General features: G+C 59.0%; 20 protein-coding genes and 1 tRNA gene. 12 read left to right on the top strand and 9 right to left on the bottom strand.

Features of this window, described 5'->3' with window-relative positions:
• Positions 1 to 69: 69 nt before the first annotated feature.
• Complete coding sequence (locus JNX03_RS01490) at positions 70 to 2,547, bottom strand: hypothetical protein (protein WP_203210713.1); 2,478 nt, start codon at positions 2,545 to 2,547, stop codon at positions 70 to 72.
• Positions 2,548 to 2,717: 170 nt separating this feature from the next.
• Between JNX03_RS01490 and JNX03_RS01495 the strand changes: the two genes are divergently transcribed.
• Entirely contained in the window at positions 2,718 to 3,419 is a 702-nt protein-coding gene (locus tag JNX03_RS01495) for an SIMPL domain-containing protein (RefSeq protein WP_203210714.1), read from the top strand.
• A 151-nt stretch (positions 3,420 to 3,570) separates the two neighbouring features.
• Positions 3,571 to 4,005, top strand: coding sequence for a hypothetical protein (locus JNX03_RS01500; protein ID WP_203210715.1), 435 nt, complete (start codon positions 3,571 to 3,573; stop codon positions 4,003 to 4,005).
• 85 nt (positions 4,006 to 4,090) lie between these two features.
• Here JNX03_RS01500 and JNX03_RS01505 read toward each other — a convergent pair whose 3' ends face one another.
• Together JNX03_RS01505 and JNX03_RS01510 are read right to left on the bottom strand one after the other, a co-directional pair.
• Positions 4,091 to 5,380, bottom strand: a complete 1,290-nt coding sequence (locus JNX03_RS01505) for an O-acetylhomoserine aminocarboxypropyltransferase/cysteine synthase family protein (RefSeq protein ID WP_203210716.1) — start codon at positions 5,378 to 5,380, stop codon at positions 4,091 to 4,093.
• Positions 5,381 to 5,608: 228 nt separating this feature from the next.
• Positions 5,609 to 6,613, bottom strand: coding sequence for a hypothetical protein (locus JNX03_RS01510; RefSeq protein WP_203210717.1), 1,005 nt, complete (start codon positions 6,611 to 6,613; stop codon positions 5,609 to 5,611).
• 95 nt (positions 6,614 to 6,708) lie between these two features.
• Between JNX03_RS01510 and JNX03_RS20595 the strand changes: the two genes are divergently transcribed.
• From JNX03_RS20595 to JNX03_RS01525, 3 genes are all read left to right on the top strand, one after another.
• Positions 6,709 to 7,347, top strand: a complete 639-nt coding sequence (locus tag JNX03_RS20595; protein WP_231024116.1) for a hypothetical protein — start codon at positions 6,709 to 6,711, stop codon at positions 7,345 to 7,347.
• Positions 7,348 to 7,567: 220 nt separating this feature from the next.
• Complete coding sequence (locus tag JNX03_RS01520; RefSeq protein ID WP_203210718.1) at positions 7,568 to 8,884, top strand: hypothetical protein; 1,317 nt, start codon at positions 7,568 to 7,570, stop codon at positions 8,882 to 8,884.
• 127 nt (positions 8,885 to 9,011) lie between these two features.
• A complete protein-coding gene (locus JNX03_RS01525; protein ID WP_203210719.1) occupies positions 9,012 to 9,539 on the top strand; it encodes a hypothetical protein in 528 nt (175 codons plus the stop codon).
• 733 nt (positions 9,540 to 10,272) lie between these two features.
• On the opposite strand, the gene JNX03_RS01530 is transcribed toward JNX03_RS01525, so the two are convergent.
• Positions 10,273 to 10,356 (bottom strand) — tRNA-Tyr (locus JNX03_RS01530).
• 111 nt (positions 10,357 to 10,467) lie between these two features.
• Between JNX03_RS01530 and rlmB the strand changes: the two genes are divergently transcribed.
• The 3 genes from rlmB to JNX03_RS01545 all read left to right on the top strand — a co-directional run bounded on the left by rlmB (position 10,468) and on the right by JNX03_RS01545 (position 12,254).
• Positions 10,468 to 11,244, top strand: a complete 777-nt coding sequence (rlmB, locus tag JNX03_RS01535; RefSeq protein ID WP_203210720.1) for a 23S rRNA (guanosine(2251)-2'-O)-methyltransferase RlmB — start codon at positions 10,468 to 10,470, stop codon at positions 11,242 to 11,244.
• Between the two features lie 9 nt (positions 11,245 to 11,253).
• Entirely contained in the window at positions 11,254 to 11,565 is a 312-nt protein-coding gene (locus JNX03_RS01540; protein ID WP_203210721.1) for a hypothetical protein, read from the top strand.
• A gap of 221 nt (positions 11,566 to 11,786) precedes the next feature.
• Positions 11,787 to 12,254: a CoA-binding protein gene (locus JNX03_RS01545; RefSeq protein WP_203210722.1), complete on the top strand. Its 468-nt coding sequence runs from the start codon at positions 11,787 to 11,789 to the stop codon at positions 12,252 to 12,254.
• Here the strand turns inward: JNX03_RS01545 and JNX03_RS01550 are convergent.
• From JNX03_RS01550 to hisA, 3 genes are all read right to left on the bottom strand, one after another.
• Positions 12,251 to 12,562 (bottom strand): phosphoribosyl-ATP diphosphatase, encoded by a 312-nt coding sequence (locus JNX03_RS01550; protein WP_203210723.1) that lies wholly within the window; start codon positions 12,560 to 12,562, stop codon positions 12,251 to 12,253. The two genes, JNX03_RS01545 and JNX03_RS01550, sit on opposite strands and share 4 nt — an antisense overlap.
• Positions 12,559 to 13,320, bottom strand: a complete 762-nt coding sequence (hisF, locus tag JNX03_RS01555; protein ID WP_203210724.1) for an imidazole glycerol phosphate synthase subunit HisF — start codon at positions 13,318 to 13,320, stop codon at positions 12,559 to 12,561. The genes JNX03_RS01550 and hisF overlap by 4 nt, the downstream gene beginning before the upstream one ends.
• A 93-nt stretch (positions 13,321 to 13,413) precedes the next feature.
• Positions 13,414 to 14,133 (bottom strand): 1-(5-phosphoribosyl)-5-[(5-phosphoribosylamino)methylideneamino]imidazole-4-carboxamide isomerase, encoded by a 720-nt coding sequence (gene hisA / locus JNX03_RS01560; protein ID WP_203210725.1) that lies wholly within the window; start codon positions 14,131 to 14,133, stop codon positions 13,414 to 13,416.
• 133 nt (positions 14,134 to 14,266) lie between these two features.
• Between hisA and JNX03_RS01565 the strand changes: the two genes are divergently transcribed.
• Both JNX03_RS01565 and JNX03_RS01570 read left to right on the top strand, forming a co-directional pair.
• Positions 14,267 to 14,653, top strand: coding sequence for a DUF2147 domain-containing protein (locus JNX03_RS01565; protein ID WP_203210726.1), 387 nt, complete (start codon positions 14,267 to 14,269; stop codon positions 14,651 to 14,653).
• 77 nt (positions 14,654 to 14,730) lie between these two features.
• The gene (locus JNX03_RS01570; protein WP_203210727.1) at positions 14,731 to 15,138 is read left to right on the top strand and encodes a DUF2147 domain-containing protein; all 408 of its coding nucleotides are present in this window, start codon (positions 14,731 to 14,733) and stop codon (positions 15,136 to 15,138) included.
• Here JNX03_RS01570 and hisH read toward each other — a convergent pair.
• Both hisH and hisB read right to left on the bottom strand, forming a co-directional pair.
• Positions 15,135 to 15,773, bottom strand: coding sequence for an imidazole glycerol phosphate synthase subunit HisH (gene hisH / locus JNX03_RS01575; RefSeq protein WP_203210728.1), 639 nt, complete (start codon positions 15,771 to 15,773; stop codon positions 15,135 to 15,137). The two genes, JNX03_RS01570 and hisH, sit on opposite strands and share 4 nt — an antisense overlap.
• A gap of 11 nt (positions 15,774 to 15,784) precedes the next feature.
• Positions 15,785 to 16,372: an imidazoleglycerol-phosphate dehydratase HisB gene (gene hisB / locus JNX03_RS01580; RefSeq protein ID WP_203210729.1), complete on the bottom strand. Its 588-nt coding sequence runs from the start codon at positions 16,370 to 16,372 to the stop codon at positions 15,785 to 15,787.
• 130 nt (positions 16,373 to 16,502) lie between these two features.
• On the opposite strand from hisB, the gene JNX03_RS01585 reads away from it, so the two are divergent.
• Both JNX03_RS01585 and JNX03_RS01590 read left to right on the top strand, forming a co-directional pair.
• On the top strand, positions 16,503 to 16,742 hold the full coding sequence (locus JNX03_RS01585) for an Lrp/AsnC ligand binding domain-containing protein (RefSeq protein ID WP_203210730.1): 240 nt from the start codon (positions 16,503 to 16,505) through the stop codon (positions 16,740 to 16,742).
• A 2-nt stretch (positions 16,743 to 16,744) separates the two neighbouring features.
• Complete coding sequence (locus JNX03_RS01590; protein WP_203210731.1) at positions 16,745 to 17,092, top strand: hypothetical protein; 348 nt, start codon at positions 16,745 to 16,747, stop codon at positions 17,090 to 17,092.
• The last annotated feature ends 1 nt before the right edge of the window (position 17,093 follow it).

Genomic DNA, 17,093 nt, shown 5'->3' on the forward strand with positions numbered 1-17,093 from the left:
GGGCCTCTCTGCCTCGGACAACAGGGGATCAACCCCTGACTGGGAACGCCGCATCCACTGGGTGCGGCGTTATCCTTTGGGCATCTTCAGGACAACGTTGCGCCCGCGTTTGGTATAGCGCAATTCGCTGTCACCGATAGCGGACACCCGGCCTCCGTCGATCCGATCTCCCACAACAACCTTTTTGTAGCGGCCATTGCTGAGCCGGACCAAGGCGCGGCGGCTGGACGGTTTTCCGTAAACGCCGATGAGGTTGACCTTCTTGAGGTTGATGGCGTTTTTCACGGTTGCCTGCTTGGCAACGGACGTTTTCGTCGGGATCTTGGGTTTGACAGTCCGCGGTGCCACGGCGGCCGCGCTGGCGACGCGCACCTCGTCTTTGGGGGCGCTACGTTCGGCGCGTTTGACGATCCGCGCAAAGTTCCGCGGGCGGGTATCGGGCCGGATAGAAGCGGCAACCGCTTGGCGTGTGGCGCTGTCAAATGGGTCTTCGGTCGCTTCTGGCACGGCCAGCGCAGCTGCGACCGCTTCGTTGGTGTCGGCTGGGCTGACCAATTGGGCACGGGCGGCTTCTTGCACCGACAGGGGGCGCAGAACCGGGCGCAATCCTGCCAATTCACTGCGGGTTAAGCCGTCCAGTTGGGCGCGCTCGGTCTGCTCTTCCAGATCACCGGGGCGCAGCTTGGGCCTAAATGCGGCCAGCGCATCTCGCACACCCAAATCTTGCGGGGCAGATTGAAAACGGGTTGGCGTGGCGGGCGGAACAATCGGCGGCTTGCCCAAAAATACGGTAATGCCATCCGGGCTGAGGGCCCCCTGAACCGTGGGCCGCACCAGCCCGCGTGCATCCAGCGCAAAGCGGGTGCCAGCGGCCACCGGCGATGACACGGACGCCAAGGCCACGTCGGTTGCGTATTTGTCAGCGGGGGGCAGGGCGACCGCATCGTTTGCTGTGCTCACAGGGTCGATGCTGGTCAGGTAAAAGTCGTCAATGTCGATCAGGCTTGCAGGCTCTGGCGGTACGTCAGGGGCGCGCGGCCAGATACCGGAGGTGGCATAATGCGCCTCAAGCTCTGCCTCGGTCATCACCTCTGGCGGAGCAGGCTGCACCGGCTCACGCAGGGCATCCAGCACCGCCCCGTCCTCATCCGACAGCGCCGGATCAAGGGAGGCTGTTTCAATGGCCGCCTCTGTTACCGGATCTTCGGCAGGCGCGGCTGGTGGTGTATCCTGCGCCTGTTCCACGGTCGCTTTGCCGCCAAAGAGGCGTGACAGGCTGAAATCTTCATCGAGAAACACGGAGGCCCAGGCCGCGACACCTGCCAGGAAGATCAGCAACACGGCAGTCAGGATCAAGCCAAGGAACCGCGGCTTGCCGCGCACGTCGGATTTGCGTGCGCCAAACACGGTCAGCCGTTCTGTCTCGGAGGTGGCGTTGTCGCCCTGCGGCGCGGTGACGGATCCTTCAGGCTTGGCCTTGCGGCGGCTCAGAAAGCCGCTTTTGGCCGGGGCGGTTGGGGGTGCTGGATCAGGATCCGCAAAAGAGCTGCTGTCAGGCTCGATCGGAATGCCCGGCGCGGTGACGGATGCATCCGGGGCAGGAACCGGTGGCGGCGGCACTGCCCGACTGGCGGCCCCCAGAACCGGAGCCTTTGATGCACCATTGCCGCGACGGCTGGCAAATCCGGCAGAGGCGCCTTCACGACTGGGCGGGGGCGGCAAATCCTCAACGGGCGGCGCGTCGCTGCGGACCTCTTTGACACCGTTCAGCGGCGGCAGCACCGGCAGAGGGCTGTCCTCTTGCGGCGCGGCATCGGTGTGACCTTCGCCCTGACCAATAGATTGATCCGCAACCGGTTCTGTTTCTGCCGCGTCTTCCGGCGCAGATGTTCGGGAGACATCAGCGATGTCGGTGTCTTTTTCTTCTGCTGCTGAACCGTCAACCAATTCAGGCGCTGGTACGGCGGCGGGGTCTTCGGCATTGGCCTTGGGCCATTCCACATCCCCGATCACCACAACGGCAATGCCGTCCGGCTCTACCGTGTCACCCGGCTCCAGCAGATCGTCGGAAGCGGCGGTTGGTCCAAAAAAGGGCTCTCCCAAAAAGGGGTTGTCGTCCGGCACCGCGACATAGCACAGCGGGTGAAACCGGTATTGTGTGGCAAAACCTTCGGCCTCGGCCATCGTCTCACGCGCCACTGCGGCGATATGGGTCTGGTCGCCATCAATGCAAATATCAAAGGCCAGATCGGACACTGCATAGGGGGTGGCCCCATCCAGCGCCCGCGCGGCGGCCTCGCGGCGGGCCGCCGCGTCCAGTCCGGGGGTGTCGATGGTCAGATATTTGATCTGGTCATTGGGCAAAATCAGCTTGGTCTCGACCCCGCCGGGATCGAGCGTCAGCGCCTTTTGGCGCAAGCCCTCAAGATCAGCACCCAGATCGGCGACATCCAGCGGCACCTCGCCCACCACGCGCCAGCCACCCGCCGCACGGTGCAAGAGCCTGATTCCTTGGAATGACAGGGATAGGGCAAAATTCGGCTTCATTGGGCGATCTTTAACATATTGCACGGACCCGGATCGAGACAGCTCCGGTCAGGTTCAAGAATAGCGCGGGTCTTTGCCTAAGGAAAGGGAAAGGCGGCGGCGAGGCTTGCCCCCATGGATGGCGCGGGGGCATTGTGAGACCAATTATAGCGCATGAAAGGTTAAATGGTATGAGATGGATCAATTGGGCGGCTGCGATCTGGCTGTTGGCAGTGCCTGCCGCATGGGGGCAATCCGCCACCGAGACCGGGATCATCGTAACGGGTGAGGGGCGGGTGGCCCTGGCGCCGGATATGGCGGCCATCACCCTGGGCGTGCGCCACAGAGGAGACACGGCGCAAGAGGCGATGGCGCGGGTGACTGCAGACGTCGCGGGCATTCTGGGCGCATTGACCAATTTGGGCGTCGCAGGCATCGATCAACAGACCAGCGGGTTTTACCTGCGACCGGTCTATAACTCCCGCGGTATCAACGATGGATCTCCGCCTGATCTTGTGGGTTATGAGGCCGGAAACACTGTGACGGTGCGGGTAAGGGATTTGTCGATTCTGGGATCGACCCTTGATGCGGTGATTGAGATCGGAGCGAATGAATTCAATGGCTTGCGATTCGATCTTCAAGATCCCAGCGCTGCGCAATCCTTGGCCAGGCAACTTGCCGTGGCGGATGCGCGGGCCAAGGCCGAAGAACTGGCACAGGCGGCCGGTATTGAGCTTGGCCCATTGGTGCGGCTCAGCGAGGTCGGCAGCCATGCCGGACCGCGGATGATGGAAATGTCGGCTGGACGCGCCAGTATGGACAGCGCCATCGCAAGCGGAGAAGTGGGCGTAGAGGCGCGGGTGACGCTGGTGTTTGAAATCCGCCAGCCTTAAAAATTGCGTGCTGGACGGTGGCGCGGCTGCCTGTGGTCTATGCTTAATATCTGAGGTGCGAACTGAAAGCCATTTGGTATGGCCGTATGTGATTAACACCTTGAGGTGCAGTTCATTGGATTGTGATCTAGTACTCTGGAAGAGCTAAAACATGGAAGCTTGGCAAAAACGGCAACAATCCGCAGAAAGAATTTCAAAGTGGATTGGTATCTTCATTGCATCCGCATTCATATTTCTGTGCGCGCTTCAAACTACAGTTCTATCAGTTGTTCCATTTCCGAAGGCACTACAATTTAAGGGCAGCTACGAAGAATTTGTTGTGTGTTTTGAGGCATCTGCGAAACTTTCAAGCCAAGACGGGATTACCAGTTATCGTAGAGATATAAAAAAGCCGGAAAGTCGAATTCGTATGGCACAGGTAAGAGGCTTCCTGGGTCCATCTACCTCACGAGTACTGTATGTCGATCATTTGAAAGAAGGTTATCGAGTGACTGATGGGTATTACGAAGATGCCCATGCGAAATCACGTCCAGTCCGTAAATACGATTGGATCATAGTTTGGCTATGTGGAACAGGTAACCTCTAACGATATGGGCTCGGAGCTGACAATCCTTCACATAAGAAAGGCCCCGCCTTTGCAGACGGGGCCAAAACACGCATGAGGCAGGCGATCAGCCTGTCGCTTGGGCCAGCGCCTGATCGAGATCGGCAATCAGATCATCGGCATTTTCCGTACCGATTGAAATCCGTACCACATTGGCACCTGCGCCGGCCGCCTCTTGCTGTTCCGGGGACAGCTGGCGGTGGGTGGTGGATGCCGAGTGGATGACCAGCGAACGGGTATCGCCGAGGTTGGCCACATGGCTGAAGATCTCAAGCGAATTCACCAGCTTGACGCAGGCGTCATAGCCGCCCTTGACCGCAATGGTGAACAGGGCACCGGCGCCCTTGGGGCAAACCTTGGCGACACGATCATAATAGGGCGAGGACTCCAGACCGGCGTAGGTCACAGCATCAATGCGGTCGTCCGCTTCGAGCCATTTGGCAACCTTCACAGCGTTTTCCACATGGCGTTCCATCCGCAGGGACAGGGTCTCTGTGCCCATCAGCGTGTAATGCGCCGCCTGCGGGTTCATCGTCATGCCCAGATCGCGCAGGCCGATGGCAATGCCGTGGAAGGTGAAGGCAAGATTGCCAAAGGTCTCGTGGAATTTGAGGCCATGATAGGCCGGTTCCGGCTGGCTGAGCGAGGGGAACTTGTCATTGGCGGACCAGTCAAACTTGCCCGAATCCACAACGCAGCCGCCCGTGACGGTGCCGTTGCCGGTGAGGTATTTGGTGGTGGAATGCACAACCAATGTCGCGCCCAGATCAATCGGGCGGCACAGGAACGGCGTTGCCGAGGTGTTGTCGATGATCAGCGGAATGCCAGCGGCATCGGCCACATCGGCCACGGCCCGCACATCCATGATATAGCCGCCCGGGTTGGCGATCGCCTCGCCAAAGACTGCGCGGGTGTCATCGTCGATGGCGTCGCGCACCGCGTCCAGATCATCAAAATCAACAAATTTGCAGGACCAGCCAAAGCGTTTGATCGTGTGGCTGAACTGGGTGACCGTGCCGCCATAAAGCCGGGTTGAGGCGACGATGTTCTTGCCCGGACCCATCAACGGAAACAGCGCCATGATCTGCGCCGCGTGGCCCGAAGAACAGCAAACCGCGCCAACCCCGCCTTCGAGGGTGGCAATGCGTTCCTGCAATACCGCAACCGTCGGGTTGGTCAGGCGCGAGTAGATGTAGCCCACCTCCTGCAGGTTGAACAGCGCCGCCGCGTGATCGGCATCGCGAAACACATAGGCGGTGGTCTGGTAGATCGGCGTTTGCCGTGCGCCGGTGGCCGGATCGGGCCTTGCGCCGGCGTGGATTTGCAGGGTGTCAAAGCCGTATGTGGCATCTGTCATGGGTGTCTCTCCTCTGTTTGGGAATATGGTTACGGCAATGGCTATGGGCGCACAAGAGAAGGGTGTTTTTCAGGGAACCTATGCGGCGTGGCGATGCGCGAAAGAACCTGCGTTCTGTCTGGGCGCGCGTTCGCGAACATATGTTTTGGATGGTATTTGCGGCCAGCCGCTGGGGGTTTCACACCCCCAGACCCCCGTGGAGTATTTATTGCCAAAAAGGGACAGCGGTCAGCGCATCCAGAAGCCGTTGGATTTGATCTTGTTGCGGATCGCCTGTTCCTTGCGGGGCAGGTTGTCGCGATCAAAGAGGGCGCGGACTTTCTGGCCGCGGCCCTGATAGATCATGCGTTTGATAGCGTCATAGCCCTTGAGCACTTTTTTAATCTTGTTGGGTGCGGTCACCTGTTCGAGCACCTCGACCACGCGGTCGTTTTCACGGGCGTATAGCAGCGGTAGAACCCGGTAGTGGCAGGACACCTCGCCATCCAGAAGGCCCTCTGGCAGCGTATCGCGCCCGCCGCCGAGCGCGTGGATCACCAATGGCAGCGCGATCTGGTCGAGCCATGGATCAAGGCTTTGGGCGCAAAGCTCCACGGGGGGCGTGTCGCGGATGGCGCGGGCGTATTCGAGGAACAACGCACCAAACTCATGCGGGCAGCGGTAAAAGAAAAAACCTGCGTTGAAGTAGAGGTAGCGTTTCCAGTATTCGTCCGGTTGGCTGAGATCGAGACTGCTGTCGAAATCCAAGCCAAATTTGTCATAGAGAGACTTCCACAGGCCAGCATAGCCCGGACCGTAAAGCTGGGGCTGGGGCCAAGTGCCTTCGCGGCGCAAAGAGGCACTGGGCTTGTCAAAATCGAACGGCACGCGGGACAGATCGCCCGTGATGAGCGTGTCGGTGTCAAAGAACACAAATGGCTCCCCCTTGGGCAGGGCCTGCAGCATTTCGATCTTGTTGCCATAGGGATAGTTTTCGCCAAAAACCGCATTACTGAACGGGATGATCTCGGCACCCAGGTCCTCAAGCGCCTCCCGCAGGGCGACGTTCTGGATTGCGGGGTTTCCCTCCCACAGGGACCCCGCTTGGGGTTCCGCGATCAGCAGGCGGCCGGAAAAATCGGGGCTGCACTGGCGCAGGGAGGCAGCAAAAATCAGTGCTTCATAAGACAATCTGCCCTGTTGGCCGACAACAACAACGTTGAAGGTTTGCGGCTTGGCCGTTTTGCGTGCCATACTTGTTCTGCCCTTTGGTCTTTTGTGACCACTATAGGGGCAGATGTTGCATGGCAAAAGACGGCAATTGAGCCGCGGCCAGGGGGAGATAGAATATGATCGATTTCTTTTTCGCGATGATGGCGGCAGGGTTGAACGCGGCGGACGGATCCGGCGCGGACGAGAGCGCCTTGGCCGAGAGCCAGAGCGCCGCGCCCAGCGTGGTGATTTCAGAGCAATCCGTTGTGATGGGCGAGGGCGTTCAAATTGGCGGCGCAACGGCAACCGCCAGCGTGCCTGCTGTGCCCGCAGTGCCGCAGGTGCAGGCGCCCGCAGTCGGGGCGGGGTTCAACATGGCCGTTGTGCCTGCCGGGCTGGTTGCTGAACCACAGACCCCGACCGGCAAGTTCACCACCGCAGCCGAGGTCAAGCCGATCCTGAATGCGACGAAGGGCAATTGGGTGGCGGTGCGCGACTATGATGGCAATGATCTGCTGTATGTCACGCACCTTTGGAGCTGGCGGTGCGGGCTGGCGGCGATGGCGATCTCCGTCAATAACGAGCCGATGCAGAATTGGCCGCTGCCGCCCTGTCACACGCAGTTTTCAACGCCCAACGCGATTTTGGAAGATGACGGTTTCCCCTATCTCAAGCTAAAGCAAGGCGCGGTGCATTCTATCACGATCCAAGTTGTCTATGATGATCTGAGCATGGATGTCGCAACCTTCCAGCGCGGCGATGTTCTGATCCCCTGATGGGGCGGCCCTGGATGCATTTGCGCCCGCTTCGGCGGTGCGCAAGCCCGGCCCTGAGCGTCGCGGCGTTGGACCTGAAGCCCGTTTTCCACTAAAGTTACCCAACCGACCCATTGGCGCAGGCACCATTGGATCCCCCTTTGACGCATGGCGCATGCGGCGAAGGGCAATGCCGCCTGCTGAATTCTGATCTCATACAGACCAATGGAAGGACACCGCCATGCCGGCCACAGCCAATGAAAAACAAGTTGCCAGTACTGCCGATCAAATCCTCACAGCCGCTCAACAGACCCGCAAGGAAATCGAATACAGCCTGCGAGATCTGACACGGCTGGAACAACGATACGCACAGGGCAAAAAGATGGAAGACTGGGCGCCAAAACGGCTGGCTGAACTGTCCGAGGCGCGGGCCAGTGCGGTCCGGATGTACACCGGTTATCACCAGCTTGTCCGGGCAGGGAACGAACAACTGGCATTGCAGCGCGAGGGGGTCACGATCCGCCGGGCCACCGGAACGGCCTATGCGCTGGTTGCGGCAGGCAAGCTGGCGGAGTGCTTTATCGCCGGGGCCAAGGTGCTACGAAAGTTTGAGGCGCTGACCAAGGGGTCCAAGATATTTGCAAAGGCCGAAGGGCTGAAGACCGCATTGGACATTGGCAAGGACAGCCAAGAGGCGGTTCGGGCGATGGCAGCGGGCAAGGGCAAAGAGGCTGGCGAGAAAGGCGGGCAGGCGCTTTTGAAATTATCAAGTGCGACGCGGGATTTTGCCGATATCGTTGACACGGTTTTTGCGCTTGCCGGTCTGTCAGACAGAAAACCGGACGCCTCGATGAAATCTGCCGCCGATGTCATGGTCAAAATGATGAAGGCAACCAAATCCCTGTTGCTGGCCTGCCGAGAGATCGAGCAGAGCAGCATGTTCAAGGCCGGCGCGTCCAAGGCGGCGATGAAAGCCTCTGCCGATCAGTTCGTTGGCGGGATGGAAACGCTTGGCATCATTGGCAATATCATTGAGGCGCTGGTGGCCATTGTTGATGCGATCGAACAATTCCAGGAGGCCAACAAACTGGCCGAAGTCTCGGCCAAGCAGGAGGCCTATAACACCAAGATCGGCGGATCGGCCCTGACCACCAAACAGATCATGATGCTGCGCGTTGCGGTTGGCGCTGAAACGGGCGAGACCGATCTGACCAGCATACGCAAATCGATCACCAGTCTGGCGTCGGCCAAGGCGGTCACGCGGGAGTTGAACGAGAGCCTGTCTGACCTGGACGCAAAATATAGCCATGCCCAGACCCATGTGACCGGGTTCACGGCGGCCTATGCGCGGCGGCTCGAATGGTTGTCAAAATACTATGCCACCGCGCAAGTCCAATTGCCGCAATTGATGGCAAATTACGAATCTGCGGTGAAAGAGCAAAGGGCAGGCGGCACGGGGTGGCGCGGCGCTATTGGGTTTTTGCCGGAACGGATGAACTCCGAACTGGCGCTGCTGGTGAACGCGATGACGCGGGCGCATATCCGGCTGTATTGTTGAGGCGGATAGACGTTCCGTGACGGGCAAAACGCCGAAAATCACTAAATCGCTTGATTGGTTTGCAAGACCAAACCACCATGCCCCCCAGCATAACCGCCTGCGAACGGCCTGAACCATTGGAAAAAACATGAGAATTAGGGTCAAGAACCCAGCCGCCGACCAGGATCTTACCGAATATGTGATGGGGATCGCGGAAGAAAGCGTCAGGTTCCCCGGTATCGCGCAATGCTTTGGCATCGTTGGTCTTTTTGGCAGCAGGATGCTTTGCGTTCATGTCAGCCCGGGTACGACGCAGGAGGAGATGGACACCATCTTCGCAAATCTGAACCTGATGGGCGGCGACAATGTGCTCGATTGGTACATTATCGGCCCGTTTGACGAGCATTTTGCCATCGGCAGTGCATTGTGGCGTTCCAAGAAAGACATCAAGAAGACCTTTCGCCAGTCTTTTCCCAAAAAGGCCCGGTTTCATATCATGGATGTCACAGCCGAAAGATCGGCCCGAGTTCTGTTTGAAGGCAACATGTGGCCCATCGGCGCAATTGACATACGTGTTGTGCGCAATTCCTTCAGTTTGGCCTTTGCCTACAAAGAGGGACGGTTGTCGGTCACCACATGGACTCCGCTCGATTTGACGAAATTCAAACGGCTTTGATCCGGGGGGATCAATCGGGGTGTTCCTGGCGTTTGATTTGAGAGGGTGTGCGCTGTCACTTTGCTGCGCAAAATGACTTTGCGCACTCAAACAATTTTTTCGCTGAAAAATGGTTTGATGGTGGGCGACCCTGGAATCGAACCAGGCGTGCGTCTCCGCGAGGGAACCGCAGGTGGCCCCTGCCACGAAGAAACGCGCAGGATTGATCCGGGGGATCAATCGGGGTGTTCTTGGCGTTTGATTTGAGAGGCTGTGCGCTGTAATTTTGGTGTGCAAAATGACTTTGCGCACTCAAACAATTTTTTCGCTGAAAAATGGTTTGATGGTGGGCGACCCTGGAATCGAACCAGGCGTGCGTCTCCGCGAGGGAACCGCAGGTGGCCCCTGCCACGAAGAAACGCGCAGGATTGATCCGGGGGATCAATCGGGGTGTTCTTGGCGTTTGATTTGAGAGGCTGTGCGCTGTAATTTTGGTGTGCAAAATGACTTTGCGCACTCAAACAATTTTTTCGCTGAAAAATGGTTTGATGGTGGGCGACCCTGGAATCGAACCAGGCGTGCGTCTCCGCGAGGGAACCGCAGGTGGCCCCTGCCACGAAGAAACGCGCAGGATTGATCCGGGGGATCAATCGGGGTGTTCTTGGCGTTTGATTTGAGAGGCTGTGCGCTGTAATTTTGGTGTGCAAAATGACTTTGCGCACTCAAACAATTTTTTCGCTGAAAAATGGTTTGATGGTGGGCGACCCTGGAATCGAACCAGGCGTGCGTCTCCGCGAGGGAGTTACAGTCCCCTGCCACACCTTGCGGCCTGTCGCCCACTTACCTTCTGTGCATTGCACCGAACGTGGAGGCGTGATTACAAGCGACCCTGACAGGCGTCAAGGCGAAAACCGACCAAAGGGCGCGACAATTTTTTGAGGATGGCACAATGAAAAAACCAAAGTGGGTCGTGCAGAAAGAGCAGGACAAAAAAGCCGAGGCAAATACGACGCTTTGGCTCTTTGGTTTGCATGCGGTGCGTGATGCGTTGGTGAACCCCGCGCGGGAGAAATTGACGTTGATGGTCACACCAAATGCGCAGATCAAACTGGAAGAGGCCATTGCAACTGCGGGCATCACGCCGCAGGTCGTCGATCCGCGCAAGTTCCATCCGCCGATTGACCCCGGTTCGGTCCATCAGGGGGCGGTCTTGGAGGTCAAACCGCTCAACTGGGGGCGGCTTGAGGATGTCTGCATCGGCGATTCAGCGCCGCGTGTGCTGTTGTTGGACCGCGTGACCGATCCGCATAACGTGGGCGCGATCCTGCGCTCTGCCGAGGTGCTGGGCGCCTCTGCGGTGGTGGGCACACGGCACCATTCCGCGCCGGAAACCGGGGCGCTGGCCAAAACCGCCTCTGGTGCGCTGGAACGGCAGCCTTACTTGCGGGTGCGTAATCTGGCCGATGCGATCCGGGCGTTACAGAACATGGGCTATCTGGTACTGGGCCTTGACGGTGAGGCGACCCAAACCATCGAGGCGGCAGTGGAGGGCAAACGCGACCGCCCCGTAGCGCTTGTGTTGGGGGCCGAGGGGCCGGGCTTGCGGGAAAAAACCCGCGAAACGGTGGATGCACTGGTACGGATTGACGCATCAGGGCAGTTTGGATCGCTCAATGTCTCCAATGCCGCCGCAATCGCCCTATATGCCACCAAGGAGCATTTCTAAGAGGGCGCAATGGCCGGGCCAACCAAGATCGCGACCTGCTGCCACTGCGGCAGCAAGGCGGCACTGAAACTGGGCAAAGGACGGCATGAGCTGTCCTGCGCAAGCTGCGGCGCACCCCTGCGGCAGTTGAAGGCCTTGCCGGTGAAACCCGCGCCGCGTCCGGCGGCGATCAGCCATCAGCCGGCCCTGCGCGATTTTGCAGGGCAGGCGCAGCCGCAGCGCAAGCGGCGAAAAAAGCCCAAGAAAAAGAAGATCTTCGGTGGCAAGTTCAAGGACTTCGCCGAGGATCTGTTCGATTTTGTCGAAGACATCTTTGACTGAAACCGCGCGGATCGGCGGGATATTGCCCGTTTTTTAACAGATTGTTCATCTGCGCCCTGCTACCCCTTTGAAAGCAGCGCAGGAAACTTACCTTTTATGTGCAGGCCGGATTGGAACCGCCGGCTGATGCTTTACTGTCCCTCGTTCCGTACCTTCGCGCCCCCTTGCCCTTTGGCAATCGGGGCGCTTTTTTCTTTTGATGCACGAGGGTAGGGTGAGACATGACCTATTCTGATGCCTGGCTGAAAACCATCCTGACCCGCACCAAACGCATTGCTGTTGTGGGTGTTTCCATGAATCCGGTGCGCCCCAGCTATTATGTGGCGCGGTATCTTGGCCTGCGCGGCTATCAGGTCGTCCCGGTCAATCCGCGCCATGCCGGTGAAACGCTGTTTGGCCAAACGGTGGTTACCGATCTGCGGCAGATCGAAGGCAGCGTTGATATGGTGGATATTTTCCGGCGCTCCGAAGCGGTGCCGGAAATTGTCGATGAGGCGCTGGAGGCGTTTCCCAACCTGCAAACCATTTGGATGCAGATCGGGGTTGAGCACGCCGAAGCTGCGGCCAAGGCCGAGGCGCGCGGCGTCGATGTGGTACAAAACCGTTGTCCCAAAATCGAATATCAACGGCTGTTCGGAGAACTGCGGCAGGGCGGCTTTGCCACGGGCGTGATTTCCAGCAAGCTTTAGGGCGCGCGAGAAGCTTTCTCAGCGATGCCAGACTGGCTTTGCCTTGCGGCGAGCGTCTCCAGCACATCGGACAGCGGCACATCACGGGCAGCCAACATCACCAGCAGGTGATAGAGGACATCTGCCGCTTCGCCGGTGAGGGCATCGCGGTCGCCCTTGACCGCTTCGATGATGGCCTCCACGGCCTCCTCGCCAAATTTCTCGGCGCATTTCTCCGGGCCTTTGGCCAAAAGCTGTGCGGTCCAGCTGCTGGATGGATCCGCATCCTTGCGGGCGAGAATGGTAGCGTAAAGATCGTCCAGGGTCATGTCAGCCTCATCGGGATGCCAGCGGCGGCCATATGCGCCTTGGCTTCGGCGATGGTATATTCGCCAAAGTGAAAGATCGAGGCGGCCAGCACCGCAGAGGCGCCGCCTTGGGTCACGCCATCCACCAGATGATCAAGCGTGCCAACCCCGCCAGAGGCGATCACCGGAACATGGACAGCGTCCGAAATGGCGCGGGTCAGCGGCAGGTTGAACCCCTGTTTTGTGCCGTCCCGGTCCATTGAGGTCAACAGGATCTCGCCCGCGCCCTTCGCTGTCACGGTGCGGGCAAATTCCACCGCGTCTATGCCTGTGGGCTTGCGGCCGCCATGGGTAAAGATTTCCCATTTGCCGGGCGAGACTGTTTTGGCGTCAATCGCGCAGACGATGCATTGGCTGCCAAATTGGTTGGCGGCCTCGGCGATCACATCCGGGTTGGCCACGGCAGCGGAGTTGAAACTGACCTTGTCCGCCCCCGCCAACAACAGCGCCCGCACATCGGCAGAAGTTCGCACCCCTCCCCCCACTGTCAGCGGGATATAGCAATGTTCGGCTGTGCGGCGCACCAGATCAAACATGGTGCCGCGGTTTTCGTGGGTTGCGTGAATGTCGAGAAAGCACAGCTCGTCCGCGCCAGCGGCGTCATAGGCGATGGCGGCGTCCACCGGATCGCCCGCATCACGCAGGCCGACAAAGTTCACGCCTTTGACAACGCGGCCATCGGCAACGTCAAGGCAGGGGATGATGCGGGTTTTGAGCATGAGGGTGGTTTAATCCGCTGTTGTCCTTGGGGCAAGCGCCGGGGGGCTTTGCGCCCCCCGGACCCCCCGCAGAGGTTTTTGAGCCAAATGAAGTCAGGGGGCGAGGGCCGAGAGAGCAGCCTTGAGATCAATGGCGCCATCATAAAGTGCGCGACCTGAAATGGCCCCCTCGATCACGCCGGTCTGTTTGAGCGCAATAAGATCGTCCAGCGAAGACACGCCGCCCGAGGCAATCACCGGGATCGAGACCGCGCGGGCCAGTTCGGCGGTGGCCTCGATGTTTGGCCCGCCCATTGCGCCATCGCGCATGATGTCAGTGTAGATGATGGCCGCAACGCCTGCGTCCTCAAAGGATTTGGCAAGATCGGTGACCATCACATCGGTCTCTGTGGCCCAGCCTTTGGTGGCTACGCGGCCATTGCGGGCATCAATGCCCACTGCAACCTGGCCCGGAAAGGTCTTTGCAGCCTCGCGCACCAGATCGGGGTTTTCGACGGCAACCGTGCCAAGGATCACCCGCGCCAGCCCTTTTTCCAGCCAGCCCTCGATGGTGGCCATGTCGCGGATGCCGCCACCCAATTGCGCGGGCACGTCACAAGCCTTCAGGATCGCCTCAACCGGCGCCGCATTCACAGGTGTTCCGGCAAAAGCGCCATTGAGATCAACCAGATGCAACCATTCACAGCCCGCCTCAACAAAGCTGCGGGCCTGCGCGGCGGGATCGTCGTTAAACACGGTCGAGCGGTCCATATCGCCATGTACAAGGCGCACAGCCTGGCCGTCTTTGAGGTCAATTGCGGGATAGAGGATCATGGCCTGTCCTTATGATCTGAAGTTGGGTCCGGTTATGCATGTTGCGGGGCGATTTGCAACGCGACCCAAGGTCAGCCTTGCCTGAAAGGGGGGTGATCGCACAAACTGGCCTCAGAAAACGGGGAGGAATGACATGAAAACGATAATCACTGCGGCGCTGTTTGCCTTTGGATTGGCAGGGGGCGCGTTGGCCGAACCTGCGATTGGTACGTGGAAAACACAAGTCGATGACGGGGCATATGCCCATGTCAAAATGGCGCCTTGCGGCAACGCAGTCTGCGGCAAAATCGCTCGCACGTTCAATGACAGCGGCGAATACAAATCCAAAAATCTGGGCAAGACCCTTGTGATCGACATGAAACCGGAGGGGGGCGGCAAATACAAAGGCAAGGTTTGGCGGCCTTCCAATGACAAGATCTATATCGGCAAGATGGCGGTCTCTGGCAATTCTTTGAAACTGTCTGGTTGCGTCGCCGGCGGTTTGATTTGCTCAAAACAGACATGGCAGCGACTGAACTAGGTTCGGCGAGACATTGAAAGTTGAGGCGCAGAGAGGTATTTCTTTCTGCGCCTTTTCTGTTGGGGGAGAAGCTGAACATGAGCCTTTGCAAATTGATTGCCGTTGCGGCCCTTGCCATGATGTCAGGCGGAGCCGCGCTGGCGCAAAATGCGCAGGTTGAGGTGCCGCTGGGCCTGTGGAAGTCAGAGCCGGACCGCCTCGGCGTGGTGTTGAATGTACGCACCAAACCATGCGGTCGCGCGATGTGCGGCCGGGTGGAGCGGGTCAAGGACCGGCGCGGCTATGACACGCCCTCCACCATGGTGGGGCAAAAGATACTTTGGGATATGAAGCCGCAGCCCGACGGCAGCTTTCTGGGCAAAATGATCGACACCCGCGGCATCTGGCATCCTGAAACACGGATCGAGGAACGTGCTGGTAAATTGCAGGTGCGGGCCTGCGGTGAGGAAGGGTGCCGAGATATGGTTTGGAAACGGCTGCGTTAAGGTTTCCAATTGAGGAAATTGGCGATCAGCCGCAGGCCAGTGGCTTGGCTCTTTTCCGGGTGGAACTGCATGCCCAGCATGGTACCGCGTCCGATGATCGCGGTCACATCACCGGCGTAATCGACATGTGCGAGCCGCTGTGCTTCATCTTGCACAACCATATGATAAGAATGCACAAAATAGGCGTGATCGCCGGTCATGATCCCATCAAACACCGCGTGAGGATGATCGATCACCAGATCGTTCCAGCCCATATGCGGCACCTTTAAACCGGGGTCCGCCGGGGTGATTTTGGTCACTTCGCCGCCAACCCAATCCAGACCCGGCGTGTCAGCATATTCGCGGCCCAATGTCGCCATCAGCTGCATCCCGACGCAGATGCCAAGAAAGGGGCGGCCTTTCTCTTCAACCGCCTCGACCATCGCATCATAAAGCCCGCCCGAGCCCTTGAGCGCCGCCATGCAGGCCGGAAATGCGCCATCGCCGGGCAGCACCAGCCGGTCGGCCTTTGCCACGACATCGGCGTCGGCAGTGACGATCACCTCGCCTGCGCCAACCTCGCCTGCCATCCGCTCAAACGCCTTGTGCGCGGAATGCAGATTGCCGGATTCGTAGTCAATAATCGCGGTCAGCATGGAGCTTTTCCTCAGAGTGCGCCTTTGGTCGACGGAATATCACCCGATTTGCGCGGATCAACCTCGACCGCCTCGCGCAGCGCCCGCGCTACGGACTTGAACGCCGCCTCGACGATGTGGTGGCTGTTGATCCCATGCAGCATATCAACGTGCAGGGTAATACCGCCCTGGGTGCCGAAGGCTTGGAAGAACTCGCGCACCAGTTCGGTGTCAAAAGTCCCGATCTTGGAGGTGGGAATATCCACGTTCCAGATCAGGAAGGGCCGCGCCGACAGATCCAGCGCCGTACGGATCTGTGCGTCATCCATCGGCAGCAGACAGGCGCCATAACGGCGGATACCACGTTTGTCGCCCAAGGCCTTGGCCAGTGCCTGACCCAGTGTGATGCCCACATCCTCAACCGTGTGGTGATCATCAATGTGCAGATCACCCTTGGCGCGGATTTTCATATCAATCAGCGAATGCCGCGCCAGTTGATCGAGCATGTGATCGAAAAAGCCAACGCCGGTCTGGTTATCATATGCGCCGGTGCCGTCGAGATTGATCTCAACCGTGACATCGGTTTCGGCAGTGGTGCGGGTCAGGGTCGCTGTGCGCATGGGGATCTCCTGCGGTTTCGCGCCCTTATACCAGCGCAGGCGGGCAGGCCAAGGGCAATGGCACCTGCGATCAGGGATTGCGGCGCATTGGGGCATGTGAGAGTCTGGACCAAACCAGAATGAGGCTGTCATGACCACTTGTGTTTTTATCCAGATCCGCTGCCGTCCCGGTTCGACCTACCGTGTGGCCGAAGAAATCGCCCTGCGTGAAATCCATTCGGAGCTGTATTCGACGTCGGGCGATTTTGATCTGTTGATGAAGCTCTATATCCCCAAGGGGGAGGATGTTGGCGTCTATATCAACGACAAATTGCTGGATATCGACGGGATTGAACGCTCGCTCACCACGATGACATTCAAGGTCTTTTGATCTTGCGCCGACCTTTGGCGCTATGGGCTGCGGTTCTCGCGGTTTGTTTGCTTGCGTATCCGGCCTCTGCCGCGCGCACCTACGAAGGGGAGGAGGCCGCGGCGCTGCGCTGTGCCAATATGCTGGCGCTGACCGCTGTTGTATTGGCCGGGGCGGATCTGATCGGGGATCAGGAAAAAGAGATCATGCTGGGCGTGACCGTGTTGATCCTTGAGCGGCACGTCAGCGGCACATGGCGGCAAAAGAAAGCCGCGCTGGAGATTGTCCGCGACCGGCGCAGCTTTCCCGACACTCTGGAAGACTACAGGCGCAACGCCGCACGGTGTCTGGCGCAATTTCCGATCAACTAGG

This window comes from Sulfitobacter mediterraneus, assembly GCF_016801775.1.
Taxonomy (GTDB): Bacteria; Pseudomonadota; Alphaproteobacteria; order Rhodobacterales; family Rhodobacteraceae; genus Sulfitobacter; species Sulfitobacter mediterraneus_A.